This is a genomic window from Pseudomonas sp. MHK4, from assembly GCF_054600775.1.
Window position 1 is genome coordinate 32,586 of sequence record NZ_BAAIAK010000016.1, and the last position, 24,004, is coordinate 56,589.

The 24,004-nt window shown below is 61.7% G+C and carries 21 protein-coding genes; 13 read left to right on the forward strand and 8 right to left on the reverse strand.

The annotated features are described in order from the left end of the window. Positions 1-245 precede the first annotated feature (245 nt). On the forward strand, positions 246-4,142 hold the full coding sequence (purL, locus tag ACYP2Q_RS27875; protein ID WP_459733423.1) for a phosphoribosylformylglycinamidine synthase: 3,897 nt from the start codon (positions 246-248) through the stop codon (positions 4,140-4,142). 20 nt (positions 4,143-4,162) lie between these two features. After that, on the forward strand, positions 4,163-4,474 hold the full coding sequence (locus ACYP2Q_RS27880; RefSeq protein WP_459733424.1) for an NGG1p interacting factor NIF3: 312 nt from the start codon (positions 4,163-4,165) through the stop codon (positions 4,472-4,474). A 118-nt stretch (positions 4,475-4,592) separates the two neighbouring features. On the opposite strand, the gene ACYP2Q_RS27885 is transcribed toward ACYP2Q_RS27880, so the two are convergent. The 3 genes from ACYP2Q_RS27885 to ACYP2Q_RS27895 form a co-directional block, all read right to left on the reverse strand. Then, entirely contained in the window at positions 4,593-5,189 is a 597-nt protein-coding gene (locus ACYP2Q_RS27885) for a superoxide dismutase (protein ID WP_008052532.1), read from the reverse strand. A 176-nt stretch (positions 5,190-5,365) separates the two neighbouring features. Beyond that, positions 5,366-5,968, reverse strand: coding sequence for a LysE/ArgO family amino acid transporter (locus ACYP2Q_RS27890; RefSeq protein WP_459733425.1), 603 nt, complete (start codon positions 5,966-5,968; stop codon positions 5,366-5,368). A gap of 6 nt (positions 5,969-5,974) precedes the next feature. Then, positions 5,975-6,376, reverse strand: coding sequence for an ACT domain-containing protein (locus ACYP2Q_RS27895; protein ID WP_459733426.1), 402 nt, complete (start codon positions 6,374-6,376; stop codon positions 5,975-5,977). Positions 6,377-6,471: 95 nt separating this feature from the next. On the opposite strand from ACYP2Q_RS27895, the gene ACYP2Q_RS27900 reads away from it, so the two are divergent. The 4 genes from ACYP2Q_RS27900 to ACYP2Q_RS27915 all read left to right on the forward strand — a co-directional run bounded on the left by ACYP2Q_RS27900 (position 6,472) and on the right by ACYP2Q_RS27915 (position 10,341). Beyond that, the gene (locus tag ACYP2Q_RS27900; RefSeq protein ID WP_459733427.1) at positions 6,472-7,365 is read left to right on the forward strand and encodes a LysR family transcriptional regulator ArgP; all 894 of its coding nucleotides are present in this window, start codon (positions 6,472-6,474) and stop codon (positions 7,363-7,365) included. A gap of 54 nt (positions 7,366-7,419) precedes the next feature. Then, complete coding sequence (locus tag ACYP2Q_RS27905) at positions 7,420-8,412, forward strand: NAD-dependent epimerase/dehydratase family protein (protein ID WP_459733428.1); 993 nt, start codon at positions 7,420-7,422, stop codon at positions 8,410-8,412. Between the two features lie 108 nt (positions 8,413-8,520). Then, a complete protein-coding gene (locus ACYP2Q_RS27910; RefSeq protein ID WP_459733429.1) occupies positions 8,521-9,393 on the forward strand; it encodes an ATPase in 873 nt (290 codons plus the stop codon). 99 nt (positions 9,394-9,492) lie between these two features. Further along, positions 9,493-10,341 (forward strand): cache domain-containing protein, encoded by an 849-nt coding sequence (locus tag ACYP2Q_RS27915; protein ID WP_459733430.1) that lies wholly within the window; start codon positions 9,493-9,495, stop codon positions 10,339-10,341. Positions 10,342-10,428: 87 nt separating this feature from the next. Here ACYP2Q_RS27915 and ACYP2Q_RS27920 read toward each other — a convergent pair whose 3' ends face one another. Continuing rightward, entirely contained in the window at positions 10,429-11,946 is a 1,518-nt protein-coding gene (locus ACYP2Q_RS27920; RefSeq protein WP_459733431.1) for an MDR family MFS transporter, read from the reverse strand. Positions 11,947-12,022: 76 nt separating this feature from the next. Continuing rightward, positions 12,023-13,207, reverse strand: a complete 1,185-nt coding sequence (gene pobA / locus ACYP2Q_RS27925; RefSeq protein WP_459733491.1) for a 4-hydroxybenzoate 3-monooxygenase — start codon at positions 13,205-13,207, stop codon at positions 12,023-12,025. Between the two features lie 190 nt (positions 13,208-13,397). Between pobA and ACYP2Q_RS27930 the strand changes: the two genes are divergently transcribed. Then, entirely contained in the window at positions 13,398-14,294 is an 897-nt protein-coding gene (locus tag ACYP2Q_RS27930) for a helix-turn-helix domain-containing protein (RefSeq protein ID WP_459733432.1), read from the forward strand. Positions 14,295-14,303: 9 nt separating this feature from the next. Here ACYP2Q_RS27930 and ACYP2Q_RS27935 read toward each other — a convergent pair whose 3' ends face one another. Then, on the reverse strand, positions 14,304-14,480 hold the full coding sequence (locus ACYP2Q_RS27935; RefSeq protein WP_162837843.1) for a hypothetical protein: 177 nt from the start codon (positions 14,478-14,480) through the stop codon (positions 14,304-14,306). 231 nt (positions 14,481-14,711) lie between these two features. Beyond that, positions 14,712-15,617, reverse strand: a complete 906-nt coding sequence (locus ACYP2Q_RS27940) for a LysR family transcriptional regulator (protein ID WP_459733433.1) — start codon at positions 15,615-15,617, stop codon at positions 14,712-14,714. A 118-nt stretch (positions 15,618-15,735) separates the two neighbouring features. On the opposite strand from ACYP2Q_RS27940, the gene ACYP2Q_RS27945 reads away from it, so the two are divergent. After that, positions 15,736-16,614, forward strand: a complete 879-nt coding sequence (locus tag ACYP2Q_RS27945; RefSeq protein WP_459733434.1) for an MBL fold metallo-hydrolase — start codon at positions 15,736-15,738, stop codon at positions 16,612-16,614. A 13-nt stretch (positions 16,615-16,627) separates the two neighbouring features. Here ACYP2Q_RS27945 and ACYP2Q_RS27950 read toward each other — a convergent pair whose 3' ends face one another. Next, the gene (locus ACYP2Q_RS27950) at positions 16,628-17,509 is read right to left on the reverse strand and encodes a LysR substrate-binding domain-containing protein (RefSeq protein ID WP_459733435.1); all 882 of its coding nucleotides are present in this window, start codon (positions 17,507-17,509) and stop codon (positions 16,628-16,630) included. A gap of 159 nt (positions 17,510-17,668) precedes the next feature. Here ACYP2Q_RS27950 and ACYP2Q_RS27955 point away from each other — a divergent pair, with 159 nt between their 5' ends. The 5 genes from ACYP2Q_RS27955 to ACYP2Q_RS27975 all read left to right on the forward strand — a co-directional run bounded on the left by ACYP2Q_RS27955 (position 17,669) and on the right by ACYP2Q_RS27975 (position 23,990). Beyond that, positions 17,669-19,306, forward strand: coding sequence for a 5-guanidino-2-oxopentanoate decarboxylase (locus ACYP2Q_RS27955; protein WP_459733436.1), 1,638 nt, complete (start codon positions 17,669-17,671; stop codon positions 19,304-19,306). After that, entirely contained in the window at positions 19,303-20,751 is a 1,449-nt protein-coding gene (locus tag ACYP2Q_RS27960) for an aldehyde dehydrogenase family protein (protein ID WP_459733437.1), read from the forward strand. Before ACYP2Q_RS27955 ends, ACYP2Q_RS27960 begins: the two co-directional genes overlap by 4 nt. 217 nt (positions 20,752-20,968) lie before the next feature. Further along, positions 20,969-22,072 (forward strand): extracellular solute-binding protein, encoded by a 1,104-nt coding sequence (locus tag ACYP2Q_RS27965; protein ID WP_274074319.1) that lies wholly within the window; start codon positions 20,969-20,971, stop codon positions 22,070-22,072. Positions 22,073-22,236: 164 nt separating this feature from the next. Continuing rightward, positions 22,237-23,145 (forward strand): ABC transporter permease, encoded by a 909-nt coding sequence (locus ACYP2Q_RS27970; protein ID WP_459733438.1) that lies wholly within the window; start codon positions 22,237-22,239, stop codon positions 23,143-23,145. After that, a complete protein-coding gene (locus ACYP2Q_RS27975) occupies positions 23,142-23,990 on the forward strand; it encodes an ABC transporter permease (RefSeq protein ID WP_459733439.1) in 849 nt (282 codons plus the stop codon). The genes ACYP2Q_RS27970 and ACYP2Q_RS27975 overlap by 4 nt, the downstream gene beginning before the upstream one ends. Positions 23,991-24,004: the final 14 nt, after the last annotated feature.

Genomic DNA, 24,004 nt, shown 5'->3' on the forward strand with positions numbered 1-24,004 from the left:
ACAGCGAAGGGCCTATCTGCTAGTGAGCAAAAAACCGGGCGAAACCCCGCAGGAATGGGCCTTTTCTGCGTTTTGATACAGTAAAAATAAGCTGTGGTTACACGCTCGGTTAACCTGACTCTCGGGGCAGAAACACAGATCGGCACTCCAGTGCAACCGCACGTAGCGTTTCGGGTGCCGTCGCGGGCTGTTTAGGCTAGAATGCACGGCCTCAAAGCACACCCCTTCCCGAGGCTGTCCCGAAGATGTTGATCCTGCGCGGCGCTCCTGCCCTTTCTGCCTTTCGCCACAGCAAACTCCTTGAGCAACTGAGCCAGAAGGTTCCGGCTGTCAGTGGCTTGTATGCTGAATTCGCTCACTTCGCCGAAGTTACCGGCGTCCTGACCGGCGACGAACAGCAGGTGCTGGCGCGCCTTCTGAAGTACGGTCCAAGTGTTCCGGTCCAGGAACCGACCGGTCGTCTGTTCCTGGTGTTGCCGCGTTTCGGCACCATCTCGCCCTGGTCGAGCAAGGCCAGCGACATCGCTCGCAACTGCGGCCTGAGCAAGATCCAGCGCCTGGAGCGCGGCATTGCCTTCTACGTGGCCGGCCAGTTCAGCGATGCTGACGCCCAGCTGATCGCCGATGCACTGCACGACCGCATGACCCAGATCGTCCTGGGCAACCTGGAACAGGCCGCCGGCCTGTTCAGCCACGCCGAACCCAAGCCCCTGACCGCGATCGACGTGTTGGGTGGCGGCCGCGCCGCGCTGGAAAAAGCCAACACCGAGCTGGGCCTGGCCCTGGCCGAAGACGAGATCGACTATCTGGTCAACGCCTTCGTCGGCTTGAAGCGCAACCCGCACGACATCGAACTGATGATGTTCGCCCAGGCGAACTCCGAGCACTGCCGTCACAAGATCTTCAACGCCAGTTGGGACATCGACGGCGAGAGCCAGGAAAAAAGCCTGTTCGGCATGATCAAGAACACCTACGTGATGCACAGCGAAGGCGTTCTGTCGGCTTACAAGGACAACGCTTCGGTGATCGTCGGCTCCGTGGCCGGGCGTTTCTTCCCGGACCCTGAAACCCGCCAGTACGGCGCGGTGCAGGAGCCGGTGCACATCCTGATGAAAGTCGAGACGCACAACCACCCGACCGCGATTGCCCCGTTCCCGGGCGCGTCTACCGGCTCCGGTGGCGAGATCCGCGACGAAGGCGCGACCGGTCGTGGCGCCAAGCCGAAGGCTGGCCTGACCGGCTTCACCGTGTCCAACCTGCAGATCCCTGGCTTCGAACAGCCGTGGGAAGTGCCATACGGCAAGCCCGAGCGCATCGTTACCGCGCTGGACATCATGATCGAAGGCCCGCTGGGCGGCGCTGCGTTCAACAACGAATTCGGTCGTCCGGCCCTGACCGGCTACTTCCGTACCTTCGAACAGTCGATCAGCACCCCGCACGGCGACGAAGTGCGCGGTTACCACAAGCCGATCATGTTGGCCGGCGGCATGGGCAACATCCGCGAAGAACACGTCAAGAAAGGCGAGATCGTCGTTGGCTCCAAGCTGATCGTGCTCGGCGGCCCGGCGATGCTGATCGGCCTGGGCGGCGGCGCCGCTTCCTCGATGGCCACCGGCACCAGCTCGGCGGACCTGGACTTCGCTTCCGTACAGCGTGAAAACCCTGAGATGGAGCGTCGTTGCCAGGAAGTCATCGACCGTTGCTGGCAGCTGGGCGACAAGAACCCGATCAGCTTCATCCACGACGTGGGTGCGGGTGGTCTGTCCAACGCCTTCCCGGAACTGGTCAACGACGGCGACCGTGGTGGCCGTTTCGAACTGCGCAACATTCCAAACGACGAGCCGGGCATGGCCCCGCACGAAATCTGGAGTAACGAATCCCAGGAACGTTACGTGCTGGCCGTCGGCCCGGCCGACTTCGAACGCTTCAAGGCAATCTGCGAACGCGAGCGTTGCCCGTTCGCTGTAGTCGGTGAAGCGACCGCCGAGCCACAACTCACTGTGACTGACAGCCACTTCGGCAACAGTCCGGTGGACATGCCACTGGAAGTGCTGCTGGGCAAGGCTCCACGCATGCACCGTTCGGTTGTTCGTGAAAACGAGCTGGGCGACGATTTCGATCCGTCGACCCTGGACATCGGCGAATGCGTCGAGCGCGTCCTGCATCACCCGGCCGTGGCCAGCAAGAGCTTCCTGATCACCATCGGCGACCGCACCATCACCGGCCTCGTGGCCCGTGACCAGATGGTCGGCCCGTGGCAGGTTCCAGTGGCCGACGTTGCCGTCACCGCCACCAGCTTCGACGTCTACACCGGTGAAGCCATGGCGATGGGCGAGCGCACTCCGCTGGCACTGCTGGACGCTCCGGCGTCGGGCCGCATGGCCATCGGCGAAACCCTGACCAACATCGCCGCTTCGCGCATCGGCAAGATCTCCGACATCAAGCTGTCGGCGAATTGGATGTCCGCCGCCGGTCACCCGGGCGAAGACGCACGTTTGTACGACACTGTGAAAGCGGTCGGCATGGAGCTGTGCCCAGAGTTGGGCATCACCATTCCGGTGGGCAAGGACTCGATGTCCATGGCCACGCGCTGGAACGATGAAGGCGTGGACAAGTCCGTCACTTCGCCGATGTCCCTGATCGTGACCGGTTTCGCGCCAGTGACTGACATCCGTCAGACCCTGACCCCGCAACTGCGCATGGACAAGGGCACCACCGACCTGATCCTGATCGACCTGGGCCGTGGCCAGAACCGCATGGGCGCCTCGATCCTCGCGCAGGTTCACGGCAAGCTCGGCAAGCAGGCACCGGACGTCGACGACGCAGAAGACCTGAAGGCCTTCTTCGCGGTGATCCAGGGCCTCAACGCCGACGGTCACCTGCTGGCCTACCACGACCGTTCCGACGGTGGTCTGCTGACCAGCGTGGTGGAAATGGCGTTCGCCGGTCATTGCGGCCTGAGCCTGAACCTCGATGGCCTGGCGGAAACTTCCGCCGACATCGCCGCGATCCTGTTCAACGAAGAACTCGGCGCCGTGATCCAGGTTCGCCAGGACGCTACCGCTGACATCCTTGCGCAGTTCAGCGCTGCCGGCCTGGGCGAGTGCGTGTCGGTGATCGGTCAGCCGATCAACAATGGCCAGATCAACATCACCTTCAACGGTGACACCGTGTTCGAAGGCCAGCGTCGTCTGCTACAACGCCAGTGGGCCGAGACCAGCTACCAGATCCAGCGTCTGCGTGACAACGCCGACTGCGCCGATCAAGAGTTCGACGTGCTGCTGGAAGAAGACAACCCGGGCCTGAGCGTCAAGCTGAGCTATGACGTCAACCAGGACATCGCCGCGCCTTACATCAAGAAAGGCATCCGCCCACAAGTTGCCGTGCTGCGTGAGCAGGGCGTCAACGGTCAAGTGGAAATGGCCGCCGCGTTCGACCGCGCCGGTTTCAACGCGATCGACGTGCACATGAGCGACATCCTTGCCGGTCGTGTCGACCTGAACGAGTTCAAGGGCCTGGTGGCGTGCGGCGGTTTCTCTTACGGCGACGTACTGGGTGCCGGTGAAGGCTGGGCCAAGTCGGCACTGTTCAACAGCCGTGCCCGCGATGCGTTCCAGGGCTTCTTCGAGCGTAACGACAGCTTCACCCTCGGCGTGTGCAACGGATGCCAGATGATGTCCAACCTGCACGAGCTGATCCCGGGCAGCGAGTTCTGGCCGCACTTCGTGCGTAACCGTTCTGAGCAGTTCGAAGCGCGCGTGGCCATGGTGCAGATCCAGGAGTCGAACTCGATCTTCCTGCAGGGCATGGCCGGTTCGCGCATGCCGATCGCCATCGCCCACGGTGAAGGCCATGCCGAATTCGCCAGCGAAGAAGCGTTGCTGGAAGCCGATCTGTCAGGTTGCGTGGCGGTGCGTTTCGTCGACAACCACGGCAAGGTCACCGAAAGCTACCCGGCCAACCCGAACGGCTCGCCGCGCGGGATCACCGGTTTGACCAGCCGCGACGGTCGCGTGACCATCATGATGCCGCACCCGGAGCGTGTGTTCCGTGCCGTGCAGAACTCGTGGCGTTCGGAAGACTGGAACGAAGACGCACCTTGGATGCGTATGTTCCGTAATGCGCGTGTTTGGGTGAACTAAGAGCGGGTGAACCAAGCGTCGTGTACAAGCTCAGCTTTTTTGTACCTATCAGTCACGTCGAAGACGTGAAGAGCGCCGTATTCGCCGCCGGTGGCGGGCGGATCGGCGCTTACGACCACTGCGCCTGGCAGGTGTTGGGCCAGGGCCAGTTTCGTCCACTGGACGGCAGTCAGCCGTTCATTGGCGAGGCGGGGCAGGTCGAACGGGTCGAGGAATGGAAGGTCGAACTTGTGGTGGCCGATGAGTTGATCGGCTCGGTGGTGGCGGCTCTGAAACAGAGTCACCCCTACGAGACGCCGGCTTATGAAGTGTGGCGGCTGGAGGATTTCTGATCCTTTGATCGTCGCAATAAAAAACCCGCTGATTCGTCAGCGGGTTTTTTATTGCCCGCAGTTTTTTCGGGCGCAAAAAAACCCGGCATCAAAGCCGGGTTTTTCAGGAGCGTCGAGCTTAAGCGGTGAAGGTTTTGCCTTCGAACTGCTCAGCCACGAATTTCCAGTTGACCAGGTTCCAGAACGCTTCAACGTACTTTGGACGCAGGTTGCGGTAGTCGATGTAGTAGGCGTGCTCCCAGACGTCGCAGGTCAGCAGTGGGGTGTCGCCGTTGGTCAGCGGGTTGCCGGCACCGATGGTGCTAGCCAGGCCCAGGGAACCGTCAGCTTTCTTCACCAGCCAGCCCCAACCGGAACCGAAGGTGCCGATGGAAGTCTTGCTGAACTCTTCCTTGAACTTGTCGAACGAACCGAAGGCTGCGTTGATGGCTTCCGCCAGCGCGCCGGTTGGTTGACCGCCAGCGTTTGGCGCCAGGCAGTTCCAGTAGAAAGTGTGGTTCCACACTTGAGCGGCGTTGTTGAAGATACCGCCCGAGGAAGTCTTGACGATTTCTTCCAGGGTCTTGCCTTCGAACTCGGTGCCTGGCACCAGGTTGTTCAGGTTCACGACGTAGGTGTTGTGGTGCTTGTCGTGGTGAAACTCCAGGGTTTCCTTGGAGATGTGCGGCTGCAGGGCATCGTGTGCGTACGGCAGTGGCGGCAATTCGAAAGCCATGATGATTCTCCTAATCAGGTCTGTTGCGGTGAGCGCAAGGCCGATCACGGGCGGCCAAACAAGCGCCGGGGAGTTTGTACTCTTTGCGGCGCAGGGATCGGATCATAGCACCGGGGGTGCGGCATAACCACGCAACAACTGTGTGGAATAGAGGTTCCAGAGCCTTTTGGAATAAATCAGCCGGCACTGATCAGTTGCAATGCTACGGCGAACATCATCACGGCCACCAACAGGTCAAGAATACGCCAGGTGCTCGGCCGTGCCAGCCACGGCGCCAGCCATGCCGCGCCGAGCGCCAGGGTGAAAAACCACAACAATGAAGCACTCGCCGCGCCCACCACGTAAGCCCCGGGTTCTGTTTGCTGGGCGCCGAGGGAGCCGATCAGCAAAACAGTGTCCAGGTAAACATGCGGATTGAGCAGCGTCACCGCCAGGGCACTGAGCATTACCGCGCGCAGTGAGCGAACGGTCTGGTTTTCACCTTGTTGCAGGCTCTGTCTGGAAAAAGCCCGACGCAACGCCTGACTGCCGTACCACAGCAGAAACGCCGCTCCACCCCAACGGGCGATGGCCAACAAGGTCGGGTTCTGTGCCAGTACCGTCGCCAGGCCAAATACTCCAGCGGCAACCAGCAGGGCGTCGCAGGCCACGCAGAGCGCCGCCACCGGCAGGTGATGTTCACGGCGCAGGCTTTGCGCCAGCACAAACGCATTCTGCGTGCCGATCGCCATGATCAGTCCGAAGGCCACCAACAGGCCGTTCACATAACTTTGCCACATGGCTTTTTACTCCCCGTTGGCTGCCAGGTCGCGCAACACTTGCATGGCGCGCTCGGCATCGACCTGGCCGACGAACAAATGGTCGTGGTAATAACCGGCGATCACGTTGCAGCTGATCCCGGCCTGGCCCAGGGCCGTGGCGAACGCAGCAGTGAGGCCCACGGCTTCGAGGGCCGAATGCACGTTCAGGGTGATCCACGCGGCGACGTAGTCGTAGCTCAAGCCCGCCTGTTCAGCGCAGGAGCGCTCGAGAATCACGGTCAGGCCTTCCTGCTCGCGAAAGCTGCCGATGACTTCCACGCCCGCAGGCAACTGGCCGTCGACCAGGGTGCAGAACACGTAGTCGCCGGCATTGAGTTGCGGGCTCATGCTGCGCAGCAGCGTTGCCAATGAAGTTTCGCCAGCCATATCGGTGTCCTTGTTGGAGAGTTCTTGCTGGCTATTCTCCCGTACGAGCCTGTATAAGAAAAACCAATATTGCTGATCGCTCATTAGGAAAACTGATGTTCGACTATAAATTGCTTTCTGCCTTGGCCGCTGTGGTCGAGCAGGCCGGTTTCGAACGGGCAGCCCAGGTGCTCGGGTTGTCGCAATCGGCCATTTCCCAGCGCATCAAATTGCTGGAAGCACGGGTCGGCCAGCCGGTATTGGTGCGAGGCACGCCGCCGTCGCCGACCGAAATCGGCCGGCGCTTGCTCAACCACGTACAGCAGGTGCGTCTGCTTGAGCGGGATTTGCAGACGCTGGTGCCGGCGCTGGACGAAGAGGGCCTGCCGGAACGCCTTCGAATCGCCCTGAATGCCGACAGCCTGGCGACCTGGTGGGCCCAGGCGGTGGGGGGGTTTTGCGCAGAACAACAGGTGCTGATGGATCTGGTGGTCGAGGACCAGACCGTCGGCCTCAAACGCATGCGCGCAGGCGAAGTCGCGGCGTGCCTGTGCGCCAGCGAGCGTCCGGTGGCCGGTGCGCGCAGCGTATTGCTTGGCGCCATGCGCTACCGCGCCCTGGCCAGTCCGGCCTTCATTGCACGGCACTTTCCTCAAGGCGTGCGCGCCGACCAGTTGGCCCGAACCCCGGCGCTGGTGTTCGGCCCGGACGACTTCCTGCAGCATCGCTACCTGGCGTCCCTCGGCGTCGATGGCGGTTTCGAACACCATCTGTGCCCCTCGTCCGAAGGATTCATCCGCCTCACCGAAGCCGGGCTTGGCTGGGGCCTGGTGCCGGAGCTGCAGGTGCGCGAGCAGCTGGAACGCGGCATTTTGCTGGAGTTGTTGCCAGATAAACCGATCGACGTGCCGCTGTACTGGCATCATTGGCGCAATGGCGGTCAGTTGCTGGGGTTGCTGACCGAACAATTGGTGCAGGCGTCGAAGCAATGGTTGGTGCCGTTGGACTGACGGGCAGCGTCAAGACCTCACGCAAAACGCAAAACGCAATATTCGGAGCAATACATGAAGATTCTGGTCACCGGCGCAAGCGGCTTCATAGGCGGGCGCTTTGCGCGTTTCGCCCTGGAGCAGGGCCTGGACGTGCGGGTCAACGGTCGCCGGGCCGAAAGTGTCGAGCATCTGGTACGCCGTGGCGCCGAGTTCATCCAGGGCGACTTGAGCGATCCGATCCTGGCCCACGACCTGTGTTCCGAGGTTGAGGCGGTGGTGCATTGCGCCGGTGCCGTTGGCCTGTGGGGGCGTTATCAGGACTTTCACCTGGGCAACGTCCAGGTCACCGAAAACGTGGTCGAAGCCTGCCTGAAGCAGCGGGTGCGGCGTCTGGTGCATCTGTCGTCGCCGTCGATCTATTTCGATGGCCGCGATCACCTGGGCCTGACCGAAGAGCAAGTGCCCAAACGCTTCAAGCACCCCTACGCCGCGACCAAGTACCTGGCTGAGCAGAAAGTCTTCGGTGCCCAGGAGTTTGGCCTCGAAACCCTGGCGCTGCGCCCACGTTTCGTCACCGGAGCGGGGGACATGAGCATCTTCCCGCGATTGCTCAACATGCAGCGCAAGGGGCGCCTGGCGATCATCGGCAACGGCTTGAACAAGGTCGATTTCACCAGTGTGCAAAACCTCAATGAAGCCTTGCTCAGCAGTTTGCTGGCCAGCGGTTCAGCCCTGGGCAAGGTGTACAACATCAGCAACGGAACACCGATCCCGTTGTGGGACGTGGTTAATTACGTGATGCGCAGAATGGAAGTCCCACAAGTGACGCGCTACCGTTCCTACGGCCTGGGCTATAGCGTCGCGGCGCTCAACGAAGGGTTCTGCAAGCTGTGGCCGGGACGTCCCGAGCCGACCCTGTCGCGCCTGGGCATGCAGGTCATGAAGAAAAATTTCACCCTGGATATCAGCCGCGCCCGGCATTATCTGGACTACGACCCCAAGGTCAGTCTCTGGACGGCGCTCGATGAATTCTGCGCCTGGTGGAAGGCTCAGGACCTTCGCTGAATCCTGCCGCACTGAACCGAGGTTCGGGACCGGGGTCAATGGATGCGGCGATGGGGGGTTATACTGCGCCGCATCAAGCCATCACCGCGTTTCACAAAGGTTGACTCAATGTCCATGCGTAACGATGCCCACGATGACTTCGACGATGTACCGAGCCTGCGTGCAGACATCCTCGATGACGATGATTTCCCCAAGACCACCCGCACCACCGTGCATTCGCGCACACCGCCCGTGGTCAGGGTCAAGGCGGCGAGCACCGGGCCGTTGTGGGCCCTGGTCGGCGCCTTGCTCTTTGCCTTCGCGGGCCTTGCCTGGTGGAGCTTCCAGCAGATTTCGCTGATGGAGCAACAGCTGGTGGCGACGCAGGAAAGCTTCGCGCGAATCAGTGAAGAAGCGGCGGGGCGCCTGCAGGATATTTCCGGCAAGGTGGTTGCCAGCCAGACCAATGTCACCAGCGACAGCGAAGCGCTGAAGCTGCAAATCAAACAACTGGAAAACCAGTTGCAGGATCAGGGCAAGCAACAACAGGGCGTCGCCGGCCAGGCCTCGGACCTGGACAAGCGTCTGGCGCAGATGACCGCGCAGACCAGCGATCTGGACAAGCGCCTGACACAGATGACTGCCCAGTACACCGAGCAGCAGAATGCCAATACGCAACTGCAGGCGCAGGTCAAAGCCTTGGGCAGTGAACTGACCACCCTGAAAAACACCCCGGCGGACACCGAAAAATTCGATGCACAGCTGAAAAGTCTCGGTGCCGACATCACGGCGCTGAAGAAACAGGGGAATCCGAGCGCTGCCATCGACCGTCTGGAGCAGGATATCGTTGTCCTCAAAAGCCAGCAGGACAACCGTCCGAGCGCCCCTCAAGGCGCCAACACGGCAGAGTTCGATGCGTTCCGCAGTCAGGTCACACGTACCATCAATTCCCTGCAAGCGCAGATCCAGAACCTGCAACAGCAGCTGCGCGCTCGCCAGTAAGCACTCATTCATTCCCGGTTCGCCGGGAATGAATCCCTCCCGCACCCACGCCATTGCCGTCTACGCTCTTGAAACATCTAAAAGAACGAGGGACGCACCATGGGAGTTGTGCACAAGTTGGCCTGGCTGTTCAGCATGCTGCTGATGTGCCTGGGCCAGGTTCAAGCGGCCGGAACGGAAAAGGCTGACAGCCAGGCCGCCATCGCCTTGCTGGAAAAAGCCCTGGCCTACTACCACGATAATGGCGACAAGGCCTTCGCCGCGTTCAGCCGCCAGGGTGAGTTCGTCGACCAGGACCGCTATGTCTTCGTGGTCGATACCAACGGCGTGATGCTTGCCAGCGGCGGACCCTCGGCGGCGCTGATTGGCCGGGATGTGTCGGATGTGCTCGGCCCGGATTTGCAGAAAGCCTTCAAGGAGGCGCTGAAAGTGCCCGAGGGCAATGGCATCCAGCAAGCGGAGTACCGCTGGCAGAACTGGTCCGACGGCAAGGTCGAGCTCAAGCATGTCTACTATCAGCGTGTCGGCCAGCGAATTCTCGCGGTCGGCTACTACCTGCCACGGGCTTCGGCGGAACAGGCCATGGCCTTGCTGAACAAAGCGGCGACCGACCTGGCGAAGGACGAGAAGGGCACCCTGGCAGCGATCAACTCCCTCAAGGGCGGATATCTGCAGGATGACCTGTATGTATTTGTCGTCGACATCAATACCGGGCGCTACGTGGCCCATGGCACCAACCTGCGATTGATCAACACTGATTTCAGCATGATCAAGGACCCGGATGGCAAACCTGTGGGTGAACCGATGCTGGCGCTGATCGCGAAACAGGATTACGGCGAGTATGAGTACCGCTGGAAAAACCCGGTGACCGGGAAGGTCGAGAACAAGCATGCCTACCTGAAGAAGGTCGGGCATTTCCTGGTGGCTGTGGGGTATTACAGTCCCTGATGGTGTAGGAGCGTGGCTTGCCCGCGAACCATTCACGCGGTGTATCCGATGTACCGCGTAATCGTTCTTCGCCGGCAAGCCGGGCTCCTACAGGACCTTGTCTTCGCGCCCACGCAACAACATGTTCGGCATGGCAAACGCCGCCGCCAGTCCCAGCAGCGACACCGCCGCGCTGATCATCAGCAAATGCCGGAACGTCAGCAACAGTTCCGCGCGCAAGGCATCTTGAGCATCCCCCGGCGCGGCGTTCAGCCCGTCCAGCAGGACATTCCCCGAGTGACCCTCGCCCAGCAGCGAAGCACCAGCCAGGTGGGCGAAGCTCGAATCCTGCAACAACGCCAGCAACAGCGCCGACATCAATGCCACGCCCACCGCACCGCCCAATGAGCGGAACAGGTTGGTGGTGCTGGTGGCGACGCCGATGTCACGCTGTTGCACCGAGTTCTGCGTGCCGACCAGGGAAGTCGGAAACTGCATGCCCGAGGCGATCCCGCAGAGCAACATGAACAGGCTGCTCAGCCAAACGGCTTGGGGCGGGCTGAACGCCATGCCCAGGATCGACAGCGGCATGAGCAGGGCACCGCCCAGGATCATCGGCTTGTAGCGCCCGGTAATGGAAGTACGGCGGCCGGCGAAATACGCACCAATCGGCAAGCCTATGGCCAGTGGCAGCAGGTGCAGGGCGGCGGCGTCTGCACCGGCACCGGTGACGCTCTGGAAACGCAGTGGCATCAGCACAATCATCGAGATCGCCTGGAAGCTGGTAAAGAAAATCGTGCACCAGCACAGGATGGCATTGCGGTTGGCGAACAGGTGCATCGGCAGCAGTGGCTCCGCCGTCCGTCGTTCATGCAGCACGAACAGGCCCAGCACAGCCGCCGCGCAAGCCAGCAAACCCAAGACTTCGGCACTGCGCCAGGAATGGCCCTGGCCGAACTGGGTAATGCCCAGCAACAATGCCGTCAGCCCGATGATCATCAATAGTGTGCCGAGGTAATCGATCACCGGCTTGCGTTGCGGAATCGGCAAGCCCACCAGCGTGCGATTGGCCACCAGCCACGCGCCCAGACCCAGCGGCAGATTGATCAGGAAGACCCAGCGCCAGGACAGGTATTCGGTCATGTACCCGCCCAGCACCGGACCGGCGACGCTGGCTACCGCATACATGCTGCTGAAGTAGCCCTGATAACGGCCGCGCTCGCGGGGCGGCACGATGTCGCCGATGATCGCCTGGCTGACCGAGATCATGCCACCGGCACCGATGCCCTGGAGAATGCGCGCCAGCACCAGCTGCTCCATGCTCTGGGCCATGCCACAGAACACTGACGCCAGGGTGAACAGGCCCATGCCGAACAGCATCAGTTTGCGCCGGCCATACAGGTCGCCCAATTTGCCGTAGATCGGCACCGCCACCGTCATGGCCACCATGTAGCCGGAAATCACCCAGGCCAGCAGGCTGACGTCCTTGAACTGCGCGGAAATGGCCGGCATCGATACGGCAACGATGGTCTGGTCCAGCGCGCCGAGGAAAATCGCCAGCATCAGCGCGATCAGCACGCTGCGGATGGCTGGCTTGGGCACTTCAGGCTGGTGGAGATTGGTCACGGGTAAACCTGCGGCAGTGATTGACCCGCCAGAGGCAAGGCGAGCGGGATGCTCGCCAGTGTAAGTCGGTAGGGAGCTATTCGATAGCCTCATATGGAAGGCCGACGTAATTTTCCGCAATAGTCTTGCGGCCTGCTTCGGAGTCGACGAAGTAGTCCAGCTCCGATTCGGCAATGCGCTGGCTAAAGGCGTCGTGATCGTCGAAGCGGTGCAGCATCGAGGTCATCCACCAGGAAAACCGCTCGGCTTTCCACACCCGGCGCAGGCAGACCTCGGAGTATTTCTCCAGCAGATCGACACGACCTTCGCGATAAACCTTGAGCAGGATATTGAACAGCGTGCTCACATCGCTGGCTGCCAGATTCAAACCCTTGGCGCCGGTAGGCGGCACAATGTGCGCCGCGTCGCCGACCAGGAACATCCGCCCATACTGCATCGGTTCGACCACGAAACTGCGCAACGGCGCGATGCTCTTTTCGATGGACGGACCGGTTACCAGCGTGTCCGCCAAGGCTGACGGCAGGCGGGTCTTGAGTTCATCCCAGAAGCGTTGGTCGGACCAGTCCTCGACCTTTTCATCCGCCGGCACCTGCAGGTAATAGCGGGTGCGCGTTGCCGAACGCATGCTGCACAAGGCAAAACCGCGCGCGTGGCGGGCGTAGACCAGCTCTTCGTGGACAGGCGGGGTATCGGCGAGGATCCCCAGCCAGCCGAACGGATAGACCCGTTCGAAGACCTTCAGGCATTCGGCGGGAATAGATTGGCGCGCAACGCCATGGAAGCCGTCGCAACCGGCAATGTAGTCACAGTCGAGTCGCCAGGTTTCGCCGTCCTTTTCGAATGTCACGAACGTTTCATCGGTTTTCATGCCGTGGGGAACGACATTGGCGGCCTGGTAAATCGTCTGTGCGCCGGCGACCTGACGAGCGGCCATCAAGTCGCGGGTGACTTCGGTCTGACCATAGATCATCACCGTTTTGCCACCGGTCAGGGCGTGCAGATCGATATGTACCTGACGGCCATCCAGCGCCAGTTCGAAGCCACCGTGGACCAACCCTTCGGCGTCCATGCGCTGACTCACGCCGGCCTGGCGCAACAGCTCTACCATGCCTTGTTCGAGTACGCCGGCACGGATTCGCCCGAGCACGTAGTCCGGCGCCTGGCGCTCGACAATGACGGTGTCGATGCCTGCGTTGTGCAACAACTGGCCGAGGAGCAAACCGGACGGACCGGCACCGATAATGGCAACTTGGGTTTTCAGTGTTTTCATTGTTTTTATGACTCGCAAGCTACACGCGACGGGGGTCGGTGAATGATTTTTATGGATCGAGTGCTTGCATTTTTCACTTGCGGGTCTGTCAATTGAAGGTGAAAACTGAGCGGATAGCTGTACATTCTGCCAATCGGTGCGATTATCGCCCGTCGTCCATTTCGAAACCTGGATTGAAGTGATGAACAAGCCTGACCTGCCTTCGATTCCGGTGTTCAAGCTCTACGGGGAAAGCCTGGACTGGCCGACTCCGGACTTGCTGCACTGTGAAACCATTTCCAAACGCAGTCGCGAACATCAATGGGAAATCAAGCCCCACCGCCATGCTGATTTATGTCAGTTGCTCTTCGTGTTCAAAGGTCAGGCAGAGCTTGAAATCGAAGGCAAACGTACACAACTGACTGAAGCGGCGATCCAGATCCTGCCGCCGTTGTCGGTGCATGGTTTCCGCTTCAGCGAAGATGTCGAAGGGTTCGTGGTCACCCTCGCGGCGCCGCTGATCACGCACCTTCAGGGGCAACTGGGGCATTCGGTGAATGCCCTGGCCCAGGCCGAGAGCTACCCGGCGGGCCAGGACGCCGAGTACCTGCACAGTCTGTTCTGCGCGTTGCAGGCCGAATACACCAGCCATCAACCGGCGCGGGAAATGCTCATGCATTCGCTGGTCAGCGTGATCATGGTGTGGGTCAGTCGCCAGGTGATCCAGCGCCGGTCGGCCAGTCAACGACCGCAGCGGGCGCGCGAATACCTCAATGGCTACATCCAGCTGGTGGAAGAGACCTATCGCCAGCACGTCAAGGTCGAGGACCTGGCCCATCGCCTGGGGATTTCGGTCTCGCACCTCAATGGCACTTGCCGTGAGCTGGCGGGGCAACCGGCGTTGCAGATCATGCACGAGCGGCAATTGCTGGAGGCCAAGCGCCTGCTGACCTACACCAGCATGACCATCTATGAAATGTCCGACGTGTTGGGGTTCTCTGACCCGACCAACTTCACGCGCCTGTTCCGACGCCGGGTGGGAATCTCGCCAAAGGCGTTCCGCGACCGTTTGAAGGCCGATCAGGACAACCAGGACTGACCCGCCTGATTACCGCAGGGCGTTAAGGGTCGCGTTGTGGGGAATGCAGCGCTCGAAATTGCAGCTGGCATACTCCCGGGGCAGGTTGCGCAGCTGCTCGACGCGCCAGGCGGCAGCGCCATACAGCCCGAGCGTGACGGCGCAGGTGATGAAGATGGCGAGGTATCTTCTTGTTTTGATGTTCATGGCGTAGACCTCTGAACGAATACCCTTGGGTATTACCTTGAGCATAGGTCAGGGGTGGGGAGTTGCCAGTCACACGGGCTTCGCTTGTAACGCGGTATTCAACACGCTGATGACCCTTGTAGGAGCGAGCTTGCTCGCGATGAGCCTGAGAACGCCGTGGGGTATCAGGTTCCCAGCGTCATCGTTGGCGACCATCGCGAGCAAGCTCGCTCCTACACAGGGGGGGCGGTGTTAAAGGCCGATGTCCCACGCCGGTTCTTCGGGAAACCTCGCCACCAGAAAATCCAGCAAGCTGCGCAGCGCCGCCGGCATGTGCTTGCGGGAGGCATACACCGCGTACACGTTCATTTGCCGTGGTTCGGCCTGGGGCAGCAGGCGGACCAGCTCACCGCTGTGGATATGCACACCGGCCTGATAAGTGGGGAGCATCGCCACGCCGGCGCCGGCCAGGGTCGCTCGCAGCAGGGTGCTGGCTTCGTTGGCGCTGATGTTGCCTTGCACGGGCACCGAAACCTGTTCGCCGTCTTTTTCGAAATGCCACAGGCTTTTGCCGAAGTACGAGTGGGTCAGGCAATTGTGCTGGCTCAGGTCCTCGACCCGCTGGGGTGCCGGGTGTTCGCGCAGGTAGGCGGGGGCGGCGCAGATCACCGAGCGACACACCGTCAACCGACGGGCGATCAGGTTCGGGTCCAGGTCATTGCTGGTGCGAATGGCCAGGTCGATGCGCTCATCCACCAGGTTCACCGTGCGGTCGAGCATCTGCATGTCGATGCTCACACCCGGGTAGCGCTTGACGTAGGCCGCCATGGCATCGGCCAGTTGCGCCTGGCCGAACGAGGTGCTGACACTGATGCGCAGCAGGCCACGGGGTGCAGCGTCCGGCACGCTGACGGCGGCCTGCATGTCCGTGGACAAGTCGAGCATCTGCCGGCAGCGCGGCAGTATTTCGCTGCCGGCGGCGGTCAGGCTCAACTTGCGGGTGGTGCGGTGCATCAGGCGCGCGCCGACCCAATCTTCCAATTCCGCCAGATAGCGCGAAACCACCGGCCTTGACAGCTCCAGATGATCGGCGGCGGCCGACTGGCTGCCGAGATCAACCACCGTGACGAACACCCGCATTGCTTGGAGACGATCCATGATTTGCCCGATTTCAGAAACAAACTATGTTCCAGCATCGCATTTTTTGTACTGAACCAGGCAACTAAGCTCTGTTCCTGTATCGGCCAGCCCTGGCCACCAAACAACGGAGCAACAGATGACCGGATTCACTACCCTCAAGCGCGTTTTGCTGGCGGCTACCGCCTTCGGTTTCGCCGCACACGCAACCGCGTCGACATTGACGCTGGATGTGTACAACCCCGGCGAAAAAGCGATATTCCCGGTGTCTTCGGTGCTGGTCAGCGGCGAGAAAGAAGCGATCCTGGTGGACGCCCAGTTCGGCAAGTCACAGGCCGAACAGGTGGTAGAAAAAATCCGCGCCAGCGGCAAGCAACTGACCACCATCTACATCAGCCACGGCGACCCGGACTACTACTTCGGCCTCGATACCCTGACCGCTGCATTCCCAAAGGCCAAGGTGTTCGCCTCGCAGCCGACCGTTGATCACATCAAGGAGACCGTCGACGGCAAAATGGCGTTCTGGGGCCCGAAGATGGGCGCGGATATTCCGGCCAGAACCATCGTGCCGCAAGTGCTCAAGGGCGATAGCCTGATGCTCGAAGGGCAGAAACTGCAGGTGGTCGGCCTTGAGGGTAAACAACCGGATCGCAGCTTCGTGTGGATTCCGTCGATCAAGGCCGTGGTCGGTGGCGTGGTCGTGGCAGAGAACATTCACGTGTGGATGGCCGACACCCAGACCCCGCAGTCCCACGCTGATTGGCTGGCGACGCTGCACTCGATCGAAAGCCTGAAGCCAAAAACCATCGTGCCGGGCCACTACCTTGGCGACAGCCCCCGGTCCCTGGCCGCGGTGCAGTTCACCGCCGACTACATCAAGGCCTTCGACGAAGAAACCGCCAGGGCCAAGGATTCGGCGGCACTGATCGCGGCGATGAAAAAGCGCTACCCGACACTGGGTGAAGAAAGCTCGCTGGAGCTGAGCGCGAAGGTCGCCAAGGGCGAGATGAAGTGGTAACAGCTTTTGTGTCTCAGCGACTCTGCGCCTGCTCCACCAACCACCCCATCAACTCACGCAACTTCGCTGAAGGTCCGGGTTTTTCGGGGAACACCAGGTAATACGCCAGCCCGGTTTTCACCTTCAATTCGAAAGGCATGACCAGCCGCCCTGCATTCAGGTCGTCGCCGATCAGCGACCAGTCACCGATCGCCACGCCGGTTCCCTGGGACGCCATCGACATCGCCAGGTCCAGGGTTTCGAAATGCTGGCCCTTGCCGACATTGCTCAGCTGCACATCCGCGGCTTTCAACCAGGCCTTCCAGTCCCGTTCATCGCGGGTGGGGTGCAACAGCAGGTGTTGTTGCAAATCGGCGGGTGTCCGCAGGGTCATTGGGCCTTCGAGCATGGGTCTGGAACACACCGGCGTCAGTTGCTCATCGAAGAGTTTTTGCGCCACCAGCGAGTCGTCCGGTGATGCGCCATACATCACCGCCGCATCGAATTGTTCGAGGTGAAAATCCACCCCGTGCTTGACCGTGGTGGTCAGCTCGACCGGCACGTCCGGGCGTTCTTTTTGCCACTGCAGCAGCCGTGGCAACAGCCAGCGCATGACACAGGTCGGGGCCTTGAGTTGCAGGGTCTCGCGCTTCTCGCCGATCTGTTCGACGGCTTCGTCGATCAGGCCGAAAACCTGCTGGACCCGTGGTAACCACTCGCGTCCCTCGGCGGTCAGGTCCAGGCCTCGGGCCTGGCGAATGAACAGCTCATAACCCAGGTGATCTTCCAGCCCGGCGATCTGCCGGCTCACGGCGCCCTGGGTGATGTGCAGTTGCTCGGCGGCCCGGGTGAAGTTGCAGCACTGCGCGGTAATCAGAAAAGTATGAAGCGCCGGCAGGGGAGGCAATCGTTTCATTGGGATCCAAGGTATGACGTGAGGACATGGCTAGTATGACTTTTTATCCATTGTTGCGGCTACGTGTCGCCCGTTCCAATGAGGCCATCCCTGGACCTGCGAATCCATCATAAACACTGCGCAGGCCCGGCGTCTCAAACGAACAAGAAGGGCAATCACATGGCGACGTGCGGCGAAGTATTGGTCAAGTTACTCGAAGGCTACGGGGTCGAGCAGGTGTTCGGCATTCCCGGGGTGCACACCGTGGAGCTGTATCGCGGGCTGGCCCGTTCGAGCATCAACCACGTCACCCCGCGTCACGAACAGGGCGCCGGCTTCATGGCTGACGGCTATGCCCGCACCAGTGGCAAGCCGGGTGTGTGCTTCATCATCACAGGTCCCGGCATGACCAACATCACCACGGCGATGGGCCAGGCCTATGCCGACTCGATCCCGATGCTGGTGATTTCTAGCGTACAGACCCGCAACCAGCTGGGCGGCGGTCGCGGCAAGCTCCACGAGCTGCCGAACCAGAGCGCGCTGGTCGGTGGTGTGGCGGCGTTCTCCCATACCCTGATGTCGGCGTCCGAGTTGCCGGGTGTTCTGGCCCGTGCCTTCGCGCTGTTCCAGGCCGGTCGTCCGCGTCCGGTGCACATCGAAATTCCGTTGGACGTGCTGGTTGAAGAAGCCGGCGACCTGCTCGCCAGCGTGCCGGTGAACATCGACCGCGCCGGCGCTTCGCCGTCCGCCATTTCGCGCATGACCGATCTGTTGGCGGGCGCCAAGCGACCGTTGATCCTCGCCGGTGGCGGCGCCATCGATGCCGCTGCCGAGCTGACCGAACTGGCTGAGTTGCTCGACGCGCCCGTCGCGCTGACCATCAATGCCAAGGGCATGCTGCCCTGCGCTCACCCGCTGCTGATCGGTTCGACCCAGAGCCTGGTCGCCACTCGCGCACTGGTGGCCGAGGCTGATGTGGTCCTGGCAATCGGTACCGAACTGGCCGAGACCGACTACGACGTCACATTCGCTGGTGGTTTCGAGATTCCCGGCAAGCTGCTGCGCATCGACATCGATCCGGACCAGACCGTACGCAACTACCCGCCACACGTGGCCCTGGTGGCCGACTCGCGCAACGCCGCCCAGGCCTTGCTCAGCGCCCTGTCGCACAAGCCGCTGGCCGAACGCCGCAACGATTGGGGCCAGGTGCGCGCCGCCCGCCTGCGTGAAGAGCTGGCTGCCAACTGGGATGCGCCGACCCTGGCCCAGACCCGCTTCCTGGAAACCGTCCTGCACGAACTGCCGAACGCGGTATTCGTCGGCGATTCGACCCAACCGGTGTACACCGGCAACCTGACGTTCAACCCCGAGCGCCCGCGTCGCTGGTTCAACTCGTCCACCGGTTACGGCACCCTGGGTTACGCCTTGCCCGCGGCGATTGGCGCCTGGTTGGGTGGCACCGTCGAAGGCGGCGCGCGTCCGCCGGTGGTGTGCCTGATCGGCGACGGCGGCCTGCAATTCACCCTTCCGGAACTGGCGAGCGCCGTTGAAGCACGCACCCCGGTGATCGTGCTGCTGTGGAATAACCAGGGCTACGAAGAGATCAAGAAGTACATGGTCAACCGTGCCATCGAACCGGTCGGCGTGGACATCTACACCCCGGACTTCATCGCTGTGGCCAAGGCCCTGGGCTGCGCGGCCGAGGCGGTCAATGGCGTTGAACAACTGCGTACGGCATTGCGGGTCGCCACCGATCGCCAGGGGCCGACCCTGATTGAAATCGATCAGGCCGAGTGGACCAAGGCGGTGTCGAAATGAGTTTTCCAACCACTCTGGATGGCCTGTACATCAACGGCCAATGGTCGGCGGGCGACGAACATTTGCGCGTGATCAACCCGGCAACCGAAGCGCTGTTGACCACGGTCAACGGCGGTGACGAACACGCCGTCACTCTGGCGGTGGACGCGGCAACCAAGGCCTTCGCCGCCTGGTCGCAAACCAGCGGCGCCGAGCGCGGCGCGATCCTGCGCGCGATTGCGGCGGGCGTGCAGGCCGGTCGCGAAAAACTCATGCACTTGCAGTCGAGCAACAACGGCAAGCCATTGTTCGAAGCGGCCATCGACGTCGATGACGTGATCGCCACGTTCGAGTATTACGCAGGTCTGGCTGAAGGGCTGGACGCGAAACAAGATAGCGCCATTGAGTTACCGAGCGAAGATTTCAGCGCTCGCCTGCGCCGTGAACCTTGCGGTGTGGTCGGCCTGATCGTGCCGTGGAACTTCCCGATGGTCACCACCGCGTGGAAGCTCGCCCCGGCTCTCGCCGCCGGTTGCTGCGTGGTGCTCAAGCCGTCGGAAGTGACGCCGCTGCCGGAGCTGGAACTGGCGACGATCATTGCCCAGGCCGGCTTGCCTGCCGGTGTGTTCAACCTGGTGTGCGGCACCGGCCTGGCCGTTGGCGCACCGTTGTCGGCAGACCCGCGGATCGCCAAGGTGTCGTTCACCGGCAGCAACGCGGTCGGCGTGCAGGTCATGCAGCGTGCCGCGGAAACTGTCAAGGGCGTGAGCCTGGAACTGGGCGGCAAATCCTCCTTGCTGGTGCTGGCCGATGCCGATCTCGACCTGGCGGTTGACGTGGCCTGCGGTGGTGGTTTCTTCAACGCCGGGCAGATGTGTTCCGCCACCAGCCGCGTGCTCGTTGCCGATGAACTGGCCGATGAATTCCTCGCCCGGGTGAAGGCTCGCGCCGAAGCCATTCGTGTGGCCGATCCGTTCGACCCGAACGTGGAAATGGGCGCGCTGGTCAACCAGGCGCAATACCAACGCGTGCTCGGCCACATCGACCGCGGCTTGAGTGCGGGGGCCAGGCTGGTGTGCGGCGGCAATCGTCCGGCAGACCTGCCGCGCGGATATTTTTTGCAGCCGACGGTTTTCACCGACGTGCCCCTGGACAGTGCGCTGTGGTGTGAAGAGATTTTCGGCCCGGTGATCTGCGTGCGCCGTTTCGCCTCTGAAGCTGAAGCGATTGCCTTGGCCAACGACAGCCAGTTCGGCCTGGTCGCCAGCGTGGTTACGCGCAATACCGAGACCGCAGACCGCGTCGCCAATGCTTTGCAGGCGGGGCTGGTGTGGATCAACGCGCCGCAAGTGATCTTCCCGCAGACCGCCTGGGGTGGCTACAAACAGAGCAGCATCGGCCGCGAATTGGGGCCGTGGGGCTTGCAGGCTTTCCAGGAAATCAAGCACGTGATTCGCGCCGTCTGACGGCACGAAAACGGTCGGCGCATGCCATGTGATGAGGCATGCGTCGGCGTCATGGCTTCGATGAGTTTTTATCGATAGTCAGCTGTTTTACACAACCTCAGGATGACCTCGCTGGCTCAGTAAAACCCCCGAAAATACGGGGGGGAACGCTGGTCCGGCCGCGCGGATGCAACAGTTTCGACCTGCCTTATACCTACAAAAACAAAGGGAGTCCGTAATGGGCGAGCATGATCTGAACAGACGTCAATTCATCAAGACCGTGGGCGTAGCCTCGGTTGCCGCGGCGGCCATGAGCCTGCCGTTCGTCAAGGCCAATGCCAGCGACACCCGCTTTCAAGGCAAGACCCTGCGCCTGCTGACCTGGTCCGACGACACCGGCCTGGCCGCACTGCGCAATATCGCCGCGACCTTCGAAGACAAGTACGGCTGCAAGGTCATCGCCGACCGCACCGGCAGTACCTCGGAAATGGTCGCCAAACTCAAGGCCGGCGGTGATCGTCCGCAGTACGACATCATCACCCTGGCCGGCGTCGGCGCCGAAGGCCTGGCCGCCGCCAACCTGCTGGAAAAACCCGACCTCAACCGTATTCCCAACCTGGTCGACGTACCGGAAAAATACCGCACCGGCGCCAATGGCCACGGCATCGGTTACCTGCTCTGGTGCAACAGCCTGGTCTACAGCACCCGCACCATCCAGCAAGCGCCGGACAGCTATGCCGCCCTGTGGGACGCCGACCTGTCGCCGAACATCTTCCTGCCGCCGCCGAACTGGACCGAAGCCATGGACCTGATCATCATCGCCGCCAAACTGGCCGGTGGTGACGAACACAACATCGAGCCGGGCTTCAAGAAACTCGCCGAGCTGAAAGACCGCGTAGTGACGTTGGGCGAAAACCCGAACCAGATCGCCGAGCTGTTCCGCACCGGTTCCCTGGACATGGGCGGCCTGTACGCCCCGGCGTTTTTCCCGAAACAGATTCGCGATCCGGCCTACGGCCTGGGCGCCACCTTCGGCATGAAGGAAGGCTTCTACACCGACCTGATGCTCTCGGTGATGCCGAAGAATCGTCCGGGCGATACCGACCTGACCTACGCATTCATCAACCACTCCCTGGACCCGCTGGTGCAGGGCAAGATGGCTGAAGACATCTACAACGGCCCGGTCAACGCCAAGGCGATCATCTCCGCCGAAGCGCGCAAGAGCCCGTTCATTCTCACGCCGGAGCAGATTGCCGAGAAGGCGATCATGCACGACAACGCCTTCCTGGCCACCGTGCATGACCAATGGATTCGTCGTTACACGGAAATCTTTTCTTCCTGATCTGTAGGAGCGAGCTTGCTCGCGATGGACGTTAACGATAACGGGGACTGCCTGGATGAAATCGGCGCCCTCATGTCCTTCGCGAGCAAGCTCGCTCCTACAGGGGATCGGGTTGACACCCCGCATCCGTGTGCCATTGATCTTCCATTGACGAGACCTTTGCTATGGAACACCAACCTTTGACCCATTCGGTCAGCGCCGCTGAGTCGCGCCCACGCCTCGGTGTTTCGCCGACGGCCCGCGCCTGGTTTTTCCTCACGCCGTCGATGCTGTTCCTCGGTGTGCTGATTGCCGCCAGCCTGCTGGTGCTGCGCATGAGCGTGGGCACCAAGGGCGCGGAATGGTCCGGGTTCAGCCTGGCCAGTTACGCCCAATTGCTCGAACCCTACTACCTCAAATCCCTGATGCTGACCCTGCGCCTGGCGCTGATCAGCGCGGTGATCGCGGTGGTGCTGGCGATTCCGGTGGCCTATACCATGTCCCGGCTGACCTCGCCCTTCGTGCGCCGGATCTTCCTCGCCGCGGTGCTGTTGCCGTTGCTGGTCAACCTGCTGCTGCAAAGCTACGGCTGGCTGGTCATCCTCGGCCCCGGCGGCATGCTCAACCAGGCACTGATGGGCCTGGGCCTGATCAAGCGCCCGATCATGCTGTTGTACAACCAGAACGGCGTGCTGATGGGCCTGGTACAAACCGCCTTCCCGCTGGCCGTGCTGCCGATCGCCAGTGCCATGCGCGGCGTCGCCCGCAGTTACGAAGAAGCCGCCGCGACCCTGGGGGCGAGTCGCTTCCAAGTGTTCCGTCAGGTGGTGTTGCCGATGAGCATGCCGGGGATCATCACCGGTGCGACCCTGGTGTTTGCCTACAACGCCAGCAGCTTCGTGGTGCCGTTGCTGCTCGGTGGTCGCCGCGTGCCGATGCTGGCGGTGATGGTGCATGACCAGATCGCTCCGCTGATGAACTGGCCCGCCGCGTCCGCCGCCGGCGTGGTGCTGATCGTCACCACCCTCGCGATCATGACCCTGTCCGAATACATCACTGGCCGCCGTCGCCGGATGCTGGAGGCTTCCCAATGAGCACCCTGACCAAGAAGCGCTATGGGCTGTTGCCCGGCGAGACCGGCAAGTTCGCCGGCATCCTCTCGGGCTTCATCCTGCTGCTGGCGGTGTTGCCGATCCTGACCATGATCGTGATGTCGTTCAGCGGCGCGTCGAACCTCGATTTCCCGCCGAGCAGCTACAGCCTGCAATGGTACAAGGCCGCCTGGCACACGTTCGTGTCGCCGGATGCAAGCGATGTACTGAGCCTGGGCAAGGCCATGACCACCAGCCTGATGGTGTCGTGCCTGACCATGGTCTTTGCCACGCTGATTGCGGTGCCGGCGGCCTATGCGCTGACCCGTTGCGAGTTCCGTGGCAAGGGCGTGGCCCTGCAACTGATGTCGCTGCCCCTGGTGTTCCCGATGGTGGTGTTGGGGCTGGCGTTGCTGCTGGTGTTCGACAGCCTGCCGTTCCAGATGACCACCTCGCGCCTGGTGATTGCCCACGTGATCCTGGCCTTGCCGTTCGTGGTGAAGAACTGCACGGCGGCCATGCTCTCGATCGGCAGCGAAGTCGAGGAGGCCGCGCAAATGCTCGGCGCTTCACCACTGCGGGCGATTGTCGATGTGGTGGTGCCGTTGATGAAGTCGGGGATCCTGGCGGGCATGCTGCTGGCGTTCATCGTCTCGTTCAACGAGTTCACCGTGACCTATTTCCTCTACACCATCGATGTGATGACCGTGCCGATCTGGATGTACAGCCGCACCGTGTCTTCGCTCGACCCCACCGTATTTTCGTTTGCCGTGCTGATCGTGCTGATCGACTTCGTCCTGATCTGGGCGCTGGAGAAGCTGGTCGGTGAAGGTGGCGTTTCGTTCTGATTTCTTGAGGTGAT